Source organism: Methylophilus sp. DW102, assembly GCF_037076555.1.
GTDB classification, from domain to species: domain Bacteria; phylum Pseudomonadota; class Gammaproteobacteria; order Burkholderiales; family Methylophilaceae; genus Methylophilus; species Methylophilus glucosoxydans.
Window position 1 is genome coordinate 985,207 of record NZ_AP029023.1, and the last position, 18,492, is coordinate 1,003,698.

General features: G+C 52.2%; 15 protein-coding genes. 4 read left to right on the forward strand and 11 right to left on the reverse strand.

What is annotated here, in order from left to right; genetic code table 11:
- Positions 1-3: 3 nt before the first annotated feature.
- From AACH41_RS04615 to leuS, 6 genes are all read right to left on the reverse strand, one after another.
- Positions 4-927: a matrixin family metalloprotease gene (locus AACH41_RS04615; RefSeq protein WP_313983773.1), complete on the reverse strand. Its 924-nt coding sequence runs from the start codon at positions 925-927 to the stop codon at positions 4-6.
- A 169-nt stretch (positions 928-1,096) separates the two neighbouring features.
- On the reverse strand, positions 1,097-1,747 hold the full coding sequence (nadD, locus tag AACH41_RS04620; protein ID WP_338657026.1) for a nicotinate-nucleotide adenylyltransferase: 651 nt from the start codon (positions 1,745-1,747) through the stop codon (positions 1,097-1,099).
- A gap of 66 nt (positions 1,748-1,813) precedes the next feature.
- Entirely contained in the window at positions 1,814-3,070 is a 1,257-nt protein-coding gene (locus tag AACH41_RS04625; protein ID WP_338657028.1) for a glutamate-5-semialdehyde dehydrogenase, read from the reverse strand.
- Positions 3,071-3,093: 23 nt separating this feature from the next.
- A complete protein-coding gene (holA, locus tag AACH41_RS04630; RefSeq protein ID WP_338657031.1) occupies positions 3,094-4,137 on the reverse strand; it encodes a DNA polymerase III subunit delta in 1,044 nt (347 codons plus the stop codon).
- Between the two features lie 2 nt (positions 4,138-4,139).
- Positions 4,140-4,655: an LPS assembly lipoprotein LptE gene (gene lptE, locus AACH41_RS04635; protein WP_338657033.1), complete on the reverse strand. Its 516-nt coding sequence runs from the start codon at positions 4,653-4,655 to the stop codon at positions 4,140-4,142.
- A gap of 23 nt (positions 4,656-4,678) precedes the next feature.
- A complete protein-coding gene (gene leuS, locus AACH41_RS04640) occupies positions 4,679-7,294 on the reverse strand; it encodes a leucine--tRNA ligase (protein ID WP_338657035.1) in 2,616 nt (871 codons plus the stop codon).
- A gap of 251 nt (positions 7,295-7,545) precedes the next feature.
- Here leuS and AACH41_RS04645 point away from each other — a divergent pair, with 251 nt between their 5' ends.
- The gene (locus AACH41_RS04645) at positions 7,546-9,816 is read left to right on the forward strand and encodes a TonB-dependent receptor (protein ID WP_338657037.1); all 2,271 of its coding nucleotides are present in this window, start codon (positions 7,546-7,548) and stop codon (positions 9,814-9,816) included.
- A 54-nt stretch (positions 9,817-9,870) separates the two neighbouring features.
- On the opposite strand, the gene adk is transcribed toward AACH41_RS04645, so the two are convergent.
- The 5 genes from adk to AACH41_RS04670 form a co-directional block, all read right to left on the reverse strand.
- Complete coding sequence (gene adk / locus AACH41_RS04650; protein WP_338657039.1) at positions 9,871-10,524, reverse strand: adenylate kinase; 654 nt, start codon at positions 10,522-10,524, stop codon at positions 9,871-9,873.
- Positions 10,525-10,680: 156 nt separating this feature from the next.
- Positions 10,681-11,460 carry a 16S rRNA (adenine(1518)-N(6)/adenine(1519)-N(6))-dimethyltransferase RsmA gene (gene rsmA / locus AACH41_RS04655; protein WP_338657041.1) on the reverse strand — a complete coding sequence of 260 codons (780 nt, stop codon included), beginning with the start codon at positions 11,458-11,460 and terminating at the stop codon, positions 10,681-10,683.
- On the reverse strand, positions 11,457-12,455 hold the full coding sequence (gene pdxA / locus AACH41_RS04660) for a 4-hydroxythreonine-4-phosphate dehydrogenase PdxA (protein WP_338657576.1): 999 nt from the start codon (positions 12,453-12,455) through the stop codon (positions 11,457-11,459). Before pdxA ends, rsmA begins: the two co-directional genes overlap by 4 nt.
- A 36-nt stretch (positions 12,456-12,491) precedes the next feature.
- Positions 12,492-13,811 carry a peptidylprolyl isomerase gene (locus AACH41_RS04665; protein WP_338657043.1) on the reverse strand — a complete coding sequence of 440 codons (1,320 nt, stop codon included), beginning with the start codon at positions 13,809-13,811 and terminating at the stop codon, positions 12,492-12,494.
- On the reverse strand, positions 13,808-16,198 hold the full coding sequence (locus AACH41_RS04670) for an LPS-assembly protein LptD (RefSeq protein WP_338657046.1): 2,391 nt from the start codon (positions 16,196-16,198) through the stop codon (positions 13,808-13,810). Before AACH41_RS04670 ends, AACH41_RS04665 begins: the two co-directional genes overlap by 4 nt.
- Before the next feature lie 198 nt (positions 16,199-16,396).
- On the opposite strand from AACH41_RS04670, the gene AACH41_RS04675 reads away from it, so the two are divergent.
- Genes AACH41_RS04675 through AACH41_RS04685 form a run of 3 tightly spaced genes read left to right on the forward strand, consistent with a single transcriptional unit; the run spans position 16,397 to position 18,484 of the window.
- Complete coding sequence (locus AACH41_RS04675) at positions 16,397-17,365, forward strand: phosphotransferase (protein WP_338657048.1); 969 nt, start codon at positions 16,397-16,399, stop codon at positions 17,363-17,365.
- Positions 17,366-17,367: 2 nt separating this feature from the next.
- Entirely contained in the window at positions 17,368-18,033 is a 666-nt protein-coding gene (murU, locus tag AACH41_RS04680; RefSeq protein ID WP_194747534.1) for an N-acetylmuramate alpha-1-phosphate uridylyltransferase MurU, read from the forward strand.
- A 22-nt stretch (positions 18,034-18,055) separates the two neighbouring features.
- On the forward strand, positions 18,056-18,484 hold the full coding sequence (locus AACH41_RS04685; RefSeq protein ID WP_194747166.1) for a phosphate-starvation-inducible PsiE family protein: 429 nt from the start codon (positions 18,056-18,058) through the stop codon (positions 18,482-18,484).
- Positions 18,485-18,492 lie beyond the last annotated feature (8 nt).

Genomic DNA, 18,492 nt, shown 5'->3' on the forward strand with positions numbered 1-18,492 from the left:
TTGCTAAGCGTATGCGTTGATTACCGTTTGACGTCTGCTGCCAAGGTTGCGTCTGTATAGCAGGCCAAGCAACAGGCCGCCCGCCAACAGATTCAGGCTGATGCTGGATTCAGGCACCGGTGTTACGACCGACCAACCGATGGCCGCCATGCCTGCATAATCCAGATCGGTAAAATATTTGCGTGTGCCCGGGGTAATGTCTGGGTCCATCACCGTCTCTTGTAGTGTTCCGCCAACCGTGCTCATGGTGCCGGGTGCCCAGTGCGCCAGGTCATTGCTGAGGGCGACGGTCCCGGTTTCGCTACTGTTAAAATTGCTGCCGTTCACCTGTGCTTCAAACGATGGGGCCAGGCCAAAGCCAAGCACATGGGCAATTTCGTGTACGGCCACCGTGTAAAAATCAAATTGTGTATTGGTCAACCCTGCCTGATCCTGGCCAAAATACCATGAGGTTGAACTGTTGAAGCTGATCATGCCACCCCAGGTGGCAAAGTCGGTGGCACTGTTACCCGTGGTGTTAGTCTGGCCACGGTCTACGGCATTGGCGCAAAAACTGCCTAGTCCACTACATGAATAGCCGCCGGACCCGCCTGCACCAATGGTGAAGCCACCAAGGTTATCGCTACCCACATATATTTTGATCACATTTGCCGCCACACTCAGATTGGAGAGCGTTTGCGTCTGGTTAATATCCGAGGGGTCAAGAATCAGACCCTGGAAGTTGTTGAGGCCGCCTGAATTAATGGCGCTTAGTGAGTCGGTAATACGGGTTTCAAACACCGAGGCAGCCGCATTGAGGGTTTGAATGTTGGTGCTGTTAAAGAAGCCGCTGGTATCGTAACTAAAGTCAAATTGGATATCAATATTGGCAAATGCGGACGGGGAAGCAACGAGCAAAGCAGTAAGAGACCAGGTTAACAATTTCATCGCAGACGTATCCTCTTGATAAGTAATTTAGAGTTGTTTTAATCGCAGTATAGCGACTTTATGTCTGCTGTTGAGCATACTGCCGTGTCTGGGCTAAAAATAGCCATGATGCAGCCTGCGTTTAGGGCAAAATGCGACAGCATGCCACCCGATGGGGTCCGTAAGGGGCTTAAGCCGACTGATATAGATGGTGCTGCTGGATATACTGGAGCACAGACGCAGGCAACTGGTCTGTCAAATTCTGGCCTGGATGCGCCAGTGCTGTACGGATGCCGGTCGAGGAAATCGCTGGTGGGCTCTCGGGCAAATAACCGATGAAGCCATGCGTGGCTGAAGAGCATTGGCTGCTAAACGCTTCGCCAGCGAGGAATCTTTGTGTGTGTTCTGCATGCAAAACTAGTTCGGTTTCCAAGTCTGCACGGTGCACAACCAACAGATGGCAATACTCCAGCAGTTCCTGCCAGCGGTGCCAGGTCGGCAATTGCTGGTAGCTATCCTGGCCCATGAGCAGACAGAGGGATTGCTCGGGGAAACGCTGGCGGAGCAGGTGTAACGTCTCTATGGTGTAAGAGGGGCCCTGGCGATCCAGTTCACAGCTGTCGAGCACGTATTGCGGATGCGCCTGAATGGCAAGCTTGACCATGGCAGCACGGTGTTGCGCCGTAACCGCTGGGGCAGTCTTGTGCGGGGGCAAGGCAGCTGGCACAAAGCGGATTTGCGTACAGTGCAGCGTGTCCAGCACGGTCTGTGCGAGCGCCAGATGCCCGTTGTGAATGGGGTTAAAGGTGCCGCCGAATATGCCTATGCATTCCATCTTCATGACTCTTTGGGTAGATTATGGCGTTGCGCATCTAGCATTGCACAAGCCAAACGGCTGCCAGCGTGATTAAGCGCGGACGTGGCCGTCACCCAAAACGACATATTTGAGGGAGGTTAAGCCTTCCAGACCGACCGGGCCACGCGCATGCAGTTTGTCGGTAGAAATACCGATTTCTGCACCAAAGCCATATTCAAAGCCATCGGCAAAGCGGGTAGAGGCATTGACCATCACACTGCTGGAGTCCACTTCACGCAAAAACTGGCGTGCCTTGGTGTAGTTTTCGGTCACAATCGCCTCGGTGTGCTGGCTGGAATACTGGTTGATATGCGCAATCGCTTCATCCACACCACTGACTACTTTGCAAGAAATTATCGCGGCCAGATATTCGGTGTAATAGTCTTCTTCAGTCGCTGCCTTTGCCTGTGGCACGATGGCACGCGTTTCGTCGCAACCACGAATTTCCACACCTTTGCCTAGCAGCATCTCGGCCAGTTGAGGCAGGGCGGTGCTGGCGATGCTGCGAGCGACTAGCAGTGACTCTGCCGTGTTGCAGGTGCCCAGACGCTGGGTTTTGGCGTTTTCGAGGATACGCACGGCTTTGGCCAGGTCAGCTTCGTCATCGACATAGACATGGCAGTTACCATCCAGGTGTTTGATCACAGGGATGCGGGCATCGTTGCTGATGCGCTCGATCAGGCCTTTGCCGCCGCGTGGCACGATCACATCCACATATTGCTTCATGGTGATGAGTTCACCGACGGCAGCGCGGTCAGTGGTCTCGACCACGAGCACGGCCGCTTGTGGCAAGCCTGCTTGTTGCAAGCCCTGATGCACGAGTTTGGCCAGCGCCTGGTTGCAATGGATGGCCTCGGAGCCGCCGCGCAGAATGCAGGCGTTGCCGGATTTGATACACAAACCCGCCGCATCGACCGTCACATTAGGACGGGCCTCGTAAATAATGCCGATCACGCCCAGCGGTACGCGCATCTGGCCGATCTGGATGCCGGAAGGACGGTATTTGAAATTGCTCATTTCGCCAATTGGGTCTGGCAGGCTGGCAATTTGTTCCAGGCCTTCTGCCATGGTTGCCACCGATTTCTCGCTTAATGTCAGGCGGTCCAGCATGGCGGCTTCCATGCCATTGGCTTGGGCGGCTTGCAGGTCTTGCTGGTTGGCGGCGAGCAGGGCTTTTTCGTGCTGACGGATCAGGGCGGCAATATTGCGCAGCGCCTGGTTCTTGGTGTTGGTGTCAGCTTTTGCCATCAAGCGGGAGGCGGCGCGTGCCTGCTCCCCCAGTTGTTTCATATAGTGTTGAATGTCCATAATCGCTATTCTAACTGAAAACCTTAACGAGACCTGCCTGCGGCGGTTCTGGCCGTCTTGTTGGCTGCCATGCGCGCAATACCTGTACATAGCCTTGACAGCTCCAGCCAGGCATCGCCATCGCCCACGCCTTTTGCCATGCGGTCTATGTCAGACAGTTTTTGCAAAGCAGCTTCGATATGTTTTTGCGGTAAAAATTCCAGCGCGCGCCTGACTAATTGCTGGCGGTCACCAAATAGCCTGGCCTGACTCAGCGCTGCTTGCATGGCGATGCCTTGTTGCATGGCCAGCCTGACTTGCAACAATGGGCGGAACAGCCAAATCAGCGGGTTCATGACCGCCACCGCGGTTTCGCCTTCTTCACGCAGGCCTTCCAGCATGCGCATCACGCGTTGCGGATCGCCTTGCAACATGGCTTCCCCCAATTGCGAGACATCAAAGCGGGCCACATTAAGCACGCATTGGCGGATGGCGTCTTCACTGAGCGGGCCGGGTGGGTAGAGCAAGCCCAGTTTTTGTATTTCCTGATGGGCAGCCAGCAGATTGCCTTCGACCTGCTCGGCAATAAAGCGGCGTGAGGCTTCATCAGCAGTTTGCTGTTGCATGGCCAGTCGTTGCGCAATCCACTCCGGTAGTTGTGCCAGTGGCACCTGATTCAGTACCAGCAGCACCCCATGTTGCGACAGGGCTTCATACCAGGCGCTGCTGGTCATGTCACGGTCTGGGGCGGGCAGGGTGAGGATGATGGTGGTATCAGCCGCAGGCTGTTCTGCTAGTTGCTGCAAGGCTTTGGCGCCTTCCACGCCGGGCTTGCCGGTGGGGAGGTTGATTTCAAGAATACGTTGCTCGGCAAACAGCGAAAAGCTCTGCAGAAACTGGCTGACTTGTCCCCAGTTGAAGTAGCGCTCCACTGTAAAACTGGCACGCTCTTGCGCGCCATGTTGGCGTGCGGCGGCGCGGATCTGGTCTATGGCCTCGGTGATGGAGAGGGGCTCATCGCCCGCCAGCACGAACAAATGCTGTTTGGGAGGCAAATATTGCGTAAGTTGCGCCGCCTGAATGCGCATGGCTATTCGGCTTTTTTAAGGGCAGACAGTCGTCGCATGATGCCGTTGAGCACGTCTAACTGCATGCTGTCACTGAGCATTTTTTGCTCGGCCTGCTTGGCCAGCAAGTTGGCGTCGTTATAGGTATAGTCACGACGGCCTTCCATGATCAACGGCAGTGCCCAAGTGGGCTCACCGGTGACTTTGGTACGGTATTGCACGCGGTAGTACAGCTCGTATTCTCGCACCACCCCGGTCCCGCTCAGAGACAGAATACGTTGTTCGTTTTCTTCATTCAGCAATTCCAGTTGCAGCTCAGCCTCTTCGGCGTCGGTCACAACCTTGACACCCTGTTCTACCAAGGCCTTTTTGAGCGCAATATTGATTTGCGTAGAGCCCTTGATAAAAATGGTTTTAAAGGCAATCGGTGACGGTTGGCGCAGGTGAAACCCGCAAGCAGACAAGAGCGCGGTCAGCACGGCGATGCTGCACCACAGAGTGATCGCGTGAATCCAGCGGGTAGGGGTTGTCTGCTGCACAATGCGCTCCTCGAAAGAAAGGGCTAAGCCACCACAATATTAATCAGTTTGTTGGGCACAACGATGATTTTTTTCACGCTGCCTTCATTCAGGAATTTTTGGACGAAGTCCTGATTAACGGCAGTCGCTTCAATCTGCTCTTTGGCCATGCTCTTGGGGATGCTGATGCTGCCACGCAGCTTGCCATTGACCTGCACCACGTATTCCACCTCGTCCTGTACCAGGGCTGAGTTGGCTGGTTCTGGCCATTTGGCAGACAGAATGTCTTCGCCAAGTTTGAGCGATTGCCACATCACTTGCGTGATGTGCGGTGCAATCGGCGATAGCAGACGCAACAGGATGCTGTAGCCTTCAAACGCCACGGCGATCCAGTCTTTTTCTGCCTCTTTTTGCACTTTCTCCAGCGTGTTGAGGATTTTCATGCAGGCAGAGGCCACCGTGTTGAACTGTAGCTTGCCCAGATCGACATTGGCCTGTTTGAGCACGCTGTGCACTTCACGTCTGTGGTTGGCCAGCTCGCCGGTCAGTTTGTTTGGCAGGTCAGCCGGTGTTTGTTGGGACAAGACATGGCCAAAATTCCATACCCGTTTCAAGAAACGGTGTGAGCCTTCCACGCCACTGTCTGACCACTCCAGCGTTTGTTCTGGCGGCGCCGCAAACATCATAAAGAAGCGGGCAGTATCCGCGCCATATTGTTCAATCAGCGATTGCGGGTCGACGCCATTACGCTTGGACTTGGACATGGTGCCTATGCCCTGGTAGTCAATAGCCGAGCCATCTTTGAGCAGCTTGGCACCAGTCACCTTGCCGTTGTTATCGTGTACCAGCTCGACTTCTTCCGGCGCAAAATATTCAATACCGCCTTTAGCCGTGCGGCGCGAGAAGATATGATTCAGCACCATGCCTTGTGTCAGCAGGTTGGCAAATGGCTCATCATAATTGACCAGGCCGAGGTCGCGCATGACCTTGCTCCAGAAGCGGGAGTAGAGCAAGTGCAGAATTGCGTGTTCAATGCCGCCAATATACTGGTCTACCGGCATCCAGTGATTGGTCTGTGCATCCACCATGGCTTCATTGCTAAAGCCTGAGGCATAGCGTGCGTAGTACCAGCTGGAATCGACAAAGGTGTCCATGGTGTCAGTTTCGCGCTTGGCGGGCTGGCCACATTTGGGGCAGGTGCAGTTTAAAAAGTCTTCGCGCTTGTTGAGCGGATTGCCTGAACCATCCGGGACACAATCTTCCGGTAATTTCACCGGCAGCTGGTCGTCGGGCACAGGCACATCGCCACAGCTGTCGCAATGAATGATCGGAATCGGGCAACCCCAGTAGCGCTGACGGGAAACGCCCCAGTCGCGCAGGCGCCAGTTGGTCTGCTTGCCGCCCAGATTTTTTTCTGCCAGATCAGCTGCCACAGCCTCAACTGCTTCTGCGTAGCCCAGATCGTTATATTTGCCAGAGTGGATGCACACGCTTTTGGTTTTATCGCCATACCACTCTTGCCAGGCTGCCAGGTCAAATTCCTGACCGAGCACGCTGATCACTTGTTTGATCGGCAGGTTGTATTTTTTGGCAAAGCCGAAATCACGTTCGTCGTGCGCAGGCACGGCCATGACGGCGCCTTCGCCATAGGTCATGAGGACATAGTTGCCTATCCACACCGGCACTTGCTCGCCGGTCATCGGGTGGGTGACGGTCAGGCCGGTGTCCATGCCTTCTTTTTCCATGGTGGCCATGTCGGCTTCCATGACGGAGCCTTGCTTGCATTTGTCGATAAATGCTTGCAGCGCCGGGTTTTGTTGTGCGGCTTGTGTCGCCAGCGGATGCTCGGCTGCCACGGCACAGAAGGTCACGCCCATGATGGTGTCGGCACGGGTGGTGAATACCCACAGTTTGCCGTCATCAATCAATTGGCCGTCATTGTTTTTGATGTCGTGCGTAAACGCAAAACGCACGCCCACGCTCTTGCCTATCCAGTTGGCCTGCATGGTTTTGACACGCTCAGGCCAGCCTGGCAGTTTGTCCAGATCATCCAGCAATTGCTGTGCGTAGCCGGTGATGTTGAGGTAGTAGCCAGGGATTTCGCGTTTTTCTACGATCGCCCCCGTGCGCCAGCCGCGGCCATCAATCACCTGCTCATTGGCGAGCACGGTCTGGTCGACCGGGTCCCAGTTCACCACCTGGGTTTTTTTGTAGGCGATGCCTTTTTCCAGCATGCGCAAAAACAGCCACTGGTTCCATTTGTAATAGTCAGGCTGGCAGGTGGCCAGCTCGCGGCTCCAGTCGATGGCAAAGCCCAGTGACTTCAACTGCTTGCGCATGTAGGCAATGTTGTCATATGTCCATTGCGCTGGTGGCAGGCTATTCTGAATCGCCGCGTTCTCGGCAGGCAAGCCAAACGCATCCCAACCCATGGGTTGCAACACGTTAAAGCCTTTCATATGGTGATAGCGGCTTAATACGTCGCCGATGGTGTAGTTACGCACATGCCCCATATGCAACTTGCCACTTGGGTAGGGGAACATCGACAAGCAATAGTATTTGGGCTTGTGACTGTCTGCCTTGGCCTGGAAACTCAGCTTGCTGTCCCAGTGCTGTTGGGCCTGTTGCTCGACTTCTTTAAATGGATACTGCTGTTGCATGCTGAAATGGGTTTGAAATAAAAAACAAGATTATACCTGACTAAGGTTCTGCTGGATGGTGGGGATGATTTTCCTGAAGCGGAATTTTTAACGCCTGCATATCCACGTAAGTGGTGGTTGATATTAACCAATTCTAAATCGGATTGGTTTTTTTGGACCAGTGATTAAATTGATTTATCATTAATATATAGTCATAAAATAGATTATTTTTATAACAATAATATAGTTAATAATTATCGCGATATGTTGGCATGTTGTTTGCAGCCTTGACACACTCTGTTGTCATTTTTGGGGTTACACACATGCAAAAACCAAGAAAAAAACTGATTGTCGTTGCGACGGCATTTTCATTACATGCCTATGCGCTACAGGGGCTGGCAGAAGACCAGTCTCAAGCGAGCAAGTCGGTGGCGCTGGATAAACTCGAAGTCCGTGGCATTTTGCCCGACCGCCTGGACTCCGTGCCGGGGTCATACGATTTAATTGATGAAAAAGCACTGATGGAGCGCCGCCCATTCTCAATTCAGGAAGCGTTGAACAATGTGCCTGGTGTGAATGTCGTTGGGGAGAATACATTTGGTTTGGGCGTGAATATCGGGATTCGGGGATTAAACCCTCGCCGGACTTCACGTATCTTGTTAATGGAAGATGGGATGCCTATCTTTCTGACGCCTTATGGAGATCCGGCAGCGCATTACACCACACCGCTTGAGCGTGTACAGCGTATTGAAGTTGTAAAGGGGTCCGGCCAGATTCTTTATGGACCACAGACCGTGGGCGGCATGATCAACTTCGTGACTCGGCCTGTGCCAACGGATGGACAAGTGCATGGAAGTGTACAGGCGACGTTGGGTAACCATGACTTTAGCAGTCTTTACGGCACGATAGGCGCTGGTGATGAGCGTGGAGGACTGATGATAGATGCCCTACATAAAAAAGGCGATGGCATCCGCAAGCATCATGACTTTGAGATTCAGGAGTATACGGCGAAAGGACAGTTAAACTTGTCGGACCGACATACGTTGATTGCTAAAGCCAGTTATTTCCGCGAGGACTCGCATGTATCAGAAACCGGTTTGGGCCTTGTGGAGTATAACGAAGATAAGTATCAGGCACCTACTGGCAAGAATGATGTGTTTCAGCATGAGCGGACTACCTTTCAATTGCAGCACCTGTTTCAGGTCAATGAGCAGGTGAAATTGAGTACGCAAGCGTATTATGCAAAATCTGAACGGGCATCATTCAGGCAAATCAACAACCCAGGTGAAAATGCGGGTCGATCCCAACTGGAAAGATGTCCAGCAGGCATTGGCGGTAATGGTAACCCTAATCTGGCGTTAGCTGATCAATGCGGCGGGCGTTGGCGGCCACGTGAGTTTGAATATTGGGGGATTGAGCCACGTCTGGATATTCAACACAGCCTATTCGGGATCGAAAGTAATGCAGTATTGGGCTTCAGATATCATAAGGAAGACATCGATCGTAAACAATATCGTGGTGATGACGCCCGTTTCCAACATCTGGGTTTTGCCCAAACGACCTTGCCACGAGAAGATATTAAAATTGAAGTAGAAGCAAAGTCCTATTACGCACAGAATACCTTCTATGTTGGAGACTGGACATTTACGCCCGGTTTGAGACTAGAGGATATCCGGATTAAAACGGATGTGATGCGTGCAGATGGTAACCTCCAAAATAACCCTGAGTCCAAGTTAACGAATAATCAAACTAAGTTATTGCCAGGATTGGGTTTGACCTGGAATGGCTTTGAGAAAACAACTTTATTTGCGGGTGTGCACAAAGGTTTTGCACCACCACGTCCTGACCGTGACCTTTTTGCTGAAAATGGTGCGAATACAGCCGTTGTGAGTAAAACCAAGCCAGAGGAGAGTATTAATTGGGAGTTAGGTTTAAGATCGAGTTTCTTTAAAGGCGTTACATTTGAGAGTACCTTATTCCACACGGTCTTTGATGATATTGTCGTCGCTGGGCCTGTACAGGGCACATTCATTAATGGTGGTCAGTCTGAACAGAATGGTATCGAGTTTGGTGGTCGAATTAATTTTGGGCAGATTTACAACACTTCGCACAACTTCTACATCGCAGGCTCTTACACTAACTTGTTCACTGCTAAATTTAAAAAAACCAATGCAGCAGCTAATATTGTAGACGGTGATCGCTTGCCATATGCCCCTCGGCATCTTGCTTCTTTAAGCTTTGGTTACGAGCATCCGGTTGGTCTTGATGCACGTATCGGGGTGGATTATGTGAGCCGTCAGGAAGAGGATGTGTCGTTCAGAGCCGGCCGTAATAGTGCGAATGTATTGCGAGGGGTGACAGGTGATATTCCATCTTACGCGCTCATTAACGCGACTGTGAATTACAGACCGGTTGGGAGTCGCATGACTTATTTTGTCAGCGCTTATAATCTGGGTGATCGCGAATATCTTGCTAGCCGTGTCGATGGTATGGTGGCAGGACGCCAGCGCCAGGTGTTTGGTGGCATACGTTACGATTTCTAATCGTAACGTCCATAAAAAAAGCCCGCAACTTGCGGGCTTTTTGATTTGAAGAAATTATTTCAATGCTACAAAGATTTCTTCTTTAATGGTATTCAATTCACCCAGGCCATTGACCTTAACGTATTTTGGCGCGCCGCCCTGGCCAGAATTGGCCCAGTCTGAGTAGTAGCCGATCAGCTGTTCGGTCTGGTTGTGGTAAACCTCCAGACGCTTCAATACCACTTCTTCCTTGTCATCATCACGTTGTACCAGGTCTTCGCCGGTGACATCATCTTTGCCTTCCACTTTTGGCGGGTTGAATTTGACATGGTAGGTACGACCTGAAGCCGGGTGGCTGCGGCGGCCACTCATGCGCTCAACGATGGCGGCGTCCGGCACATCAATCTCAACCACGTAGTCAATGCCTACGCCGGCCTGTTTCATGGCTTCGGCTTGCGGAATGGTGCGCGGAAAGCCGTCAAACAGGAAGCCATTGGCGCAGTCGGCATCTTTAATGCGTTCTTTGACCAGGCCGATAATGACTTCGTCTGGTACCAGGCCGCCGGCATCCATGAATTTTTTGGCTTCCAGACCTAGTTGGGTGCCTACCTTGACTGCTGCGCGCAACATATCGCCGGTGGAAATTTGCGGAATATTGAATTTTTCTTTGATAAAGGTGGCTTGTGTCCCTTTACCGGCACCAGGGGCGCCCAGCAGAATCAAACGCATAACATGCTCCAAAAATGGGTAAGAATAAAAAAACAGAATTATATCAGGCTCTGTTTTAAAGCAGATTTAAAATCAGCTTAAGGCTGCACACAATCGCAAATTGACTAGCCTCTGCTAAGTGACTATTTTGTTATTAACTTGTTGATATGAACGGTTTTATGATTGATTTTGGCTTGCCAGATAATTGCTGATCGCCACAAACTCGGCCACGCTGAGATTTTCGGCGCGTAACTGCGAATCGATATTCAACGCGCTGAAGCCCGCATCATCCAGCAGTCCTTTAAGTGTGTTGCGCAATGTTTTGCGGCGCTGGCCAAACGCGGCGGTGACCACTTTGGCAAACAGGGCTTCATCCGTCGCCGCGAAAGGCAGGCTGGCGTAGGGCACGCAACGGACAAAAGCAGACTCGACTTTCGGTGCCGGATCAAAGGCTTCGGGCGGCACGGTGACCAGATATTCCATCTGCAAACGGTATTGCAGCATGACCGACAGGCGGCCATATTCAGCGTTGGAGGGGGCGGCGACCATACGCTCGACCACCTCTTTTTGCAGCATAAAATGCATGTCTATGATTTGTGCCGTGTTTTCGAGCAGCTTAAACAGGATGGGGCTGGAGATGTTATAGGGCAGGTTGCCGACGACGCGGATGCGTTCACCCAGGGTGCCGAAGTCAAACTTGAGCACATCCGAATTATGGATGGTCATTTTTTGCGCCGGATAAAAGCCTTGCATCCATTGAATGATGTCACGGTCGATTTCGACGACGTGCAAGTGGTTCAGCTGTTTGAGCAACGGCTGTGTCATGGCGCCCAGCCCCGGGCCGATTTCCACCATCAGATCCTCTGCTTGCGGATGAATGGCGTTGATCAGGCTCTGGATAATGCTCTGGTCGATCAGGAAGTTCTGACCAAACTTTTTCTTGGCGATATGTTTCATTTGTGATGAGTCTTGCGTGTATGCGAAAGTGCAATGGCGAGCTGGATGGCACTTAGCATGCTGCCGATATCGGCTTGACCGCTGCCCGCAATATCCAGCGCCGTGCCGTGATCGACCGAGGTGCGGATAATGGGTAAGCCCAGCGTCACATTGACGCCTTGGCCAAAGCTGGCATGTTTGAGCACGGTCAGGCCCTGATCATGGTACATGGCCAGAAACGCATCAGCATGGGCCAGGTTTTTCTGCGAAAACATGGTATCTGCGGGCAGGGCGCCCAGCAGCAGCATGCCCTCTGCGCGCAACTGTGTCAGCACCGGGTTAATCGTGTCGATTTCTTCCATGCCCAGATAGCCATCTTCCCCTGCATGCGGGTTCAGTCCGGCGACATAGATGCGTGGTTGCGGGATGCCGAAGGTGTGTACCAGATCATGGTGCAAAATACGCAGCGTGGTGGTGAGCGAGGCTTGCGTAATGGCGGCGCTCACTTGGGTCAGTGGCAAATGGGTGGTCGCCAGAGCCACGCGCATGCCACCCCCCACCAGCATCATCACTACTTGTGCAGTGCCTGTTTTTTCTGCCAGATATTCGGTGTGGCCAGTAAACGCAATCCCGGCTTCGTTAATGATGCCTTTATGCACGGGGGCGGTCACCATGGCATCCAATTCCCCGGCCTGGCAACCTGCCAGCGCGCGGTCCAGCATCTCTAGTACAGTGCGGCCATTCCGGGGATCCAGTTTGCCTGCTACGACGGGGGCGGCCGTTGGGATGGGCAGCACGGTCAGCGTGCCATCGCCTGCGTGGGAATGACGTGGCCGGATGTCCGTGTGTATGGTGAGTGGCATGCCCAGTTGCGCAGCGCGTGCCTGTAAAGCTTGCGGATCAGCCAGTACCATAATCTCTGCTGGTAGGGCGGTATGCGCCAGCTTGACGCAAACATCCAGGCCGATGCCTGCAGGCTCGCCAGAAGTAATGGCAATTTTGGGCAAGGCGTTCATGGATGGTGCAGATGCGCCGGTTTCAGTGCGCTGCACTTAAAACTTGTCTTCCAGGCGCATTTCGACAAACGCCTTGTCGCGCAACTCATGAACCCAGTCGTTGTAAGCTTCTTCAGCCTTGCGTGCACGGATTTCCTGACGCGCTTTCAAGCGTTTGGATTCTTTGGACATGTCCTGTTTACGGCGCTCCAGCACCTGGATCAAATGCCAGCCAAACTGGCTACGGACAGGGGCGCTGACTTCGTTGATGGCCAATTCTGCCATGGTTTTTTCAAATACCGGCACGGTGTCACCCGGGCTGATCCAACCTAAATCGCCACCGTTGGAGGCGCTGCCATCGTCCGAATACTGGCGTGCCATGTCCTGGAATGGTGTACCGTGGTCTATACGGTCTTTAATGCCTTCTATTTTCTGTCTGGCTTCCTTGTCCGACAACACCTCGTTCGGTTTGAGCAGAATATGGCGGACATGGGTCTGGTCAACAATCAGCGTACTGGCGCCCGCACGTCTTTCATTGAGCTTTAGGATATGCACCCCGCTTGCACTGCGGATTGGGCGAGAGATACCGCCGGGCTGCATGGTTTTAACCAGTTCAAGAAACTGGGCAGGCATCTGCTGACCACTGCGCCAGCCCAGGCCGCCGCCGTCCAGCGCATTCGGTGCATCCGAAAAGTTGGCCGAGGCTTTTTCAAAACTCATGCCGTCCGCCAGCGCTTTCATGATTTGTTCGGTACGTGCTTTGGCTTTTTGAATGTCGTCTGGGCCGCTGTCTTCGGGCAGGCGAATCAAAATCTGCGAGATGTTAAATTCATCCAGTTCGCCTTCTTTTTCCTGTGTCGTCAGGTAGTTATCAATTTCCGCTTCAGAAATATTTACTTTGTTATCAACATCGCGCTCGCGCAGACGGGCGATGATGATGTCATTTCGGATATCTTCACGGAATTTGTAAAAGTTGGTGCCATCTTCTTCGAGCGCTTTTTTAAACGCAGGCAAGGTGAGGTTGTTTTGTTCGGCAATCCGGTCTATGGTTTTGTCCAACTGCGCATCATCCACCTTGATGCCAGTTTGCGCTGCGAGTTGCAATTGCAGGCTATCGACAATCAGCCGCTCCAAAATCTGTTTCTGCAACGCTTCATCGAGCGGCAGGTCAGCGCCTTTTTTGAGCATTTGTGCTTTCACATATTCCATACGGTTCAGCATTTCACGCTCGGTAATTACGGATTGATCGACCACGGCAATAATGCGGTCCATTTTTTCAATCGGTTTTTTTTCTGCCGCGAATAAGGCTGCAGACTGTCCTGTGATGAGCAAAGCGGTACTCAACGTGAGGATTAAATTCAGTATATGTTTCATCATTGCGCGTTCTGGTCTCTGTAAATTGCCGGGATATCATAAGTGCGCATATAAGTTGGGATATTGCGCTTGATCACATTCAGCGGGTTGGCACCAATAGAGGTCAGCCCACCGAGTTCGAGTTGAAAAAACATGCCGTAGTTCGCATTGGCCGTCGCTGTTTGCACACGTTGCATGACAGCACGTGCCTGCCAGCAGCCCGCATCATACTCAAGTCCGCCCAAAAACTGTACTGCATTGGCGTCACGGATAGAGTAGTTCAATCGGCTGATGCCGTACCAACCGGAGCCTAGTGGCCATTGCGCTGAAGTATCAATTTGCTCCAGCGTGTTAGCCGTGTAACGGTAGCCGAAGGTAAACGATTTGCCTGGTTCAGGGTTATAGCGCAGCAAGTAATTGTTGCGCTGCATATTGCTTCTTTCTGTATCGTATTGCCAGAAAGTATCCAGATTCAAGCGACTGGAGAGCCTTGCCGTGAAGCCAGCCAGAATGTCCGAGGATTTACTGATACTGGTGGTGGTATTGGGTAGTGTGACTTTCTGGTCTTCAAAATAATAGCGCTGCGCCAGCGTGCCACTCAGGCGCTCAATGCCGGTTTCACTGTCAATCAGACGGCTGGTGAGGGCCAGTGTCATCTGGTTGGCATTATTGACACGGTCATCGCCACTGAACTGATTTTCATAAAAAATCGAGTTCTGGTTCAAGGTGTTGAGCGAGGTGTCAAAAATCGGAAGCTTGCTCTGGTCTTTATAAGGGATATACACATAGTATGCCCGTGGTTCCAGCGTATGCGTATACGTGGTATCAAACAAGCTGGTCTGACGGTCAAAATACAGACCAGAATCCACGCTCATGATAGGCAGCGTACGATTCAACTGATTGTATTCCTGAGAATATCCTACTGGTATATTGTTGCTCAAACTGTATTGCGTACTTTGCACACCAATTTTTGGCGTCACATAAGCGTAAGAGTTTTTCATCGGGTATGAAATCGAAGGGTAGACACTCATGCGACTGCCGCTAGGCTTGTCTACCATGCCATCCATGGTTTGAAAGTTAACGTATTGCGCCCCTGTCTGAACATGGAAACCTTTGAAATCATCGTTGTAGGTTAACGTAAGCTGAGGTAATCGCTGATAAACAAAGGACACGTTATCCAGGTTTTGGTAGCGCTGAAGGATGCCGTTAAAGGTGACGTGCTCACTGTTGTAATTGGCAAACACGGCTTGTTGCAAGTTCACGCGAGAAGTGACCTGAATCCGGGTCGCCAGGTCTGAAAAGTAAGTATCATCAGAAACCTTTTCAAAGCTGTAGCCGCCAGACCAGTTACTGCCAAAGCTTTGTAAATGCGTGAGCTTGGCGTAGTAACGGGTTTGCCCCGTCATGTTGTCTTTATCCAGATACTCCAGGTTGTTGATGCCGGAATAGGTTTCGCCCAGATAGCGGAACTCTCCTTGCAGTTGTAGGCCGCGCTTGCTGAAGTAGTTGGTGGATACCGTGGCATCCATATCCGGGCTGATATTGATATAGTAAGGCGTTAAAAGCTGAAAACCACTCCGTGAGGTCGTGCCCCACAAGGGTGCCAGAAAGCCGCTTTTACGTTGGTTGTTATACGAAAAGCTCATCCAGGGTGTGTAGAGGATAGGCACCCCTTTAAATTCCACATAGGCATTGGTTGCCACGCCGGTTCTGGAGTAATCGTTCAATTCCAGGCTATTCGTTTTGATATACCAGTCATCCACATCCGCTGCACAAGAGGTGTAGCTGGCGCCTTTCAGGCGCTTGATGTTCTGGCCTTCAAACAGCACCTGTTTGGCGGTGGCGCGAATGTTGTCAAATGCATTGCTTTTGGTACTGGCCTGGGTGCTGTAAGACTGATTGTCTTCCAGATATCTTTTGGGGTCACTGAGCAAAATTGCCTGATCATTCAGCAAGGGACTACCGTCCTCATCGTTGGGCGGTGGTGGGCTACTCTTGAATTCAATGGATACATCACGCATTTCACCGATGTTTTCGCTCAGGCGCATGCGCAACATCGGGCCGGTGATTTTGGTTTGACCGGCGGTAATCACCGCATTGCCTTCGACTTGCAATTCATCGTTCTGGATATCGTAGCGAATATCATCGCCCGTGACCTGTTGCCCGTCTTTGCGCATCACAGCGTTGCCCGTCGCACGCATTTGACGGTCCATGCGCAGTTGCAGGGTGTCGCCTTCAATCTCAATCGCACCTGGCAAGGTGACCGCCTCTGCCAGCTGAATTTTTTCAGGGGCAGTCTCTTCCTCGGCGCGCAAGTGCTCAGGCGAGAGTGTGCCTATGGCCAGCAATGCCAGAATCAGGCGGATCCCGCGCTCCTGAAAAGTAGATGAGTGAACGTGCAAGTTATTCAAAGAGTGATCGTTTCGGTCAGGCCTGCCGTTGGCAGCGTAATTATTACGGCGAATTTTGGGATGTTAGCCCGATGCCTTGTTTCAATTGCGCTATATTATTCATGAAAACGCTTAAAAAGTCATTTTTCCCTTAAAATGGCTGCCGCATTTTCATCGCAGCGGCCACCAGACAGGCCTATTCAAGATTCGGGATATTTTGTGGATAGAACACAGCACCTTCAGCAATGGCTGACAGACGTACTTCAGCAACCCTTTACGCTCAGCACGGCTTCCGCCGATGCCAGTTTCCGTCGCTATTTCCGCGTACATCTGGCCGCAGAAACCCTGATTGCCATGGATGCGCCACCGCCCCAAGAGGATTGCCGTCCTTTTGTCCGCGTGGCCGAGCAGTTGCTGGCCGCGGGGCTGAATGTGCCAAAGATTCTCGCGCAAGATCTGGAACAAGGGTTTTTGCTGCTCAGTGATCTGGGCAATGACACCTATTTGTCGCAGCTCAATGCCGGCAATGCCAAAGCCTTGTATGGTGATGCATGCCAGGCCTTGATCAAGATGCAACTGGCGACCCAGCCCGCCGCCTTGCCGCCTTATGACAGTGCGTTGCTCATGCGTGAGTTACAGTTGTTCCCCGAATGGTATGTGGGCAAGCATTTGGGCAAAACGCTGACCCCGGAGCAGCAAGCGGTGATGGACAAGACATTTGCCTTGCTGGTCGACAATATTTTGCAGCAGCCACAAGTGACCGTGCATAGAGACTATCACGCGCGCAACTTGATGGTTACCGCCGAGCATAATCCCGGCGTACTTGATTTTCAGGATGCCGTGATCGGGGCGATTACTTATGACCTGGTTTCGCTGTTCAAGGATGCCTATATCCACTGGGATGAAGAAATCATGATGGATTGGGTAGTCCGTTATTGGCAGTCTGCCAAACAGGCCGGGTTGCCCGTGAATACTGATTTTGGCGAGTTTTATCGTGATTTTGAATGGATGGGCGTTCAGCGGCATATCAAGGTGCTGGGGATTTTTGCGCGGCTGTATCACCGGGATGGCAAGTCGGGCTATCTTAAGGATATGCCGCTGGTGATGCAATATCTGCAAGCCGCTTGCGAGCGCTATGTAGAGTTGCGCCCTTTCCTTAAGTTGCTGAAGACGCTAGAGGCGGCATGAAGATGCGCGCCATGATTCTGGCCGCTGGTCGCGGTGAGCGCATGCGGCCGCTGACCGACCACACGCCCAAACCCTTGCTGGCAGTGGGCGGCAAGTCCTTGATCGTCTGGCATATTGAGCGCTTGGCGCAAGCAGGAATCACTGAGATTGTCATTAATCATGCGCATCTGGGGGCGCAGATTGAAGCCGCGCTGGGCGATGGTGACCGCTGGCAGGTGAATATCAGTTACAGTGCAGAAAGTACGGCGCTGGAAACTGCGGGGGGGATTGCCTATGCCTTGCCGCTATTAGGGACGCAACCATTTCTGGTGGTGAATGGCGATGTCTATACCGATATTGACTATGCACGCCTGGCGCTCCCCGCCGGTAAACTGGCGCATCTGGTCATGGTGGATAATCCGCCACAACATCCGTCCGGAGATTTTGGCCTGGTCAATGGCCTGCTGCAAGAAGACGCCAGCCATAAGCTGACGTTCTCAGGTGTGGGGGTTTATCATCCAGACTTGTTTGTAACGGTGACGCGCGGGCAGCCAGCCAAACTGGCGCCGTTATTAAAAGCCGCAATGCGGCAGCAACAAGTCAGCGGGCAGCACCATGCGGGGGTCTGGCATGACATTGGGACGCCAGAACGATTAAAACAACTGGATGAATGGTTAAGCAGATCATAACAAGCAGCAAAAAGGGAGCATCATGAAACCACCGTACGAGCATAAAACAGACAAGCTGGCGCATCAGGCCTTGATGTGGATAGAACGTTTAGGGTTGGGGCTAGTGACACTGGCCACCTTCTTTTCACTGGCGCATGAACTGTCGCGTATGTGGAACGCCGGCATGGTCGGCCTGGGCGATTTGTTGCAGCTGTTCCTGTATCTGGAAGTCTTTTCCATGATCAACAGTTATTTTGGCTCTGGCAAATTGCCGATGCGCTACCCGATTTATATTGCCATGGTGGCCCTGGCGCGGTATTTGTTGCTGGATATGAAAGAAATGACAGAGACGCATATGCTGGCAGTGTCTGCCGCGATTCTGATTCTGGCCGTTTCGGTCTTGGTGATGCGTTTTGGCCATGCCCGCTATCCTTATGAGGATATTCCCCAGCAAAAACGGGATTTGTTGTAATTGGCCGC

Excerpts from the sequence above, each read along its gene's own strand:
- AACH41_RS04615 (WP_313983773.1), bottom strand. The coding sequence starts at position 927 with ATGAAATTGTTAACCTGGTCTCTTACTGCTTTGCTCGTTGCTTCCCCG.
- nadD (WP_338657026.1), bottom strand. The coding sequence starts at position 1,747 with ATGAAGATGGAATGCATAGGCATATTCGGCGGCACCTTTAACCCCATT.
- AACH41_RS04625 (WP_338657028.1), bottom strand. The coding sequence starts at position 3,070 with ATGGACATTCAACACTATATGAAACAACTGGGGGAGCAGGCACGCGCC.
- holA (WP_338657031.1), bottom strand. The coding sequence starts at position 4,137 with ATGCGCATTCAGGCGGCGCAACTTACGCAATATTTGCCTCCCAAACAG.
- leuS (WP_338657035.1), bottom strand. The coding sequence starts at position 7,294 with ATGCAACAGCAGTATCCATTTAAAGAAGTCGAGCAACAGGCCCAACAG.
- AACH41_RS04645 (WP_338657037.1), top strand. The coding sequence starts at position 7,546 with ATGTTGTTTGCAGCCTTGACACACTCTGTTGTCATTTTTGGGGTTACA.
- adk (WP_338657039.1), bottom strand. The coding sequence starts at position 10,524 with ATGCGTTTGATTCTGCTGGGCGCCCCTGGTGCCGGTAAAGGGACACAA.
- rsmA (WP_338657041.1), bottom strand. The coding sequence starts at position 11,460 with ATGAAACATATCGCCAAGAAAAAGTTTGGTCAGAACTTCCTGATCGAC.
- pdxA (WP_338657576.1), bottom strand. The coding sequence starts at position 12,455 with ATGAACGCCTTGCCCAAAATTGCCATTACTTCTGGCGAGCCTGCAGGC.
- AACH41_RS04665 (WP_338657043.1), bottom strand. The coding sequence starts at position 13,811 with ATGATGAAACATATACTGAATTTAATCCTCACGTTGAGTACCGCTTTG.
- murU (WP_194747534.1), top strand. The coding sequence starts at position 17,368 with ATGCGCGCCATGATTCTGGCCGCTGGTCGCGGTGAGCGCATGCGGCCG.
- AACH41_RS04685 (WP_194747166.1), top strand. The coding sequence starts at position 18,056 with ATGAAACCACCGTACGAGCATAAAACAGACAAGCTGGCGCATCAGGCC.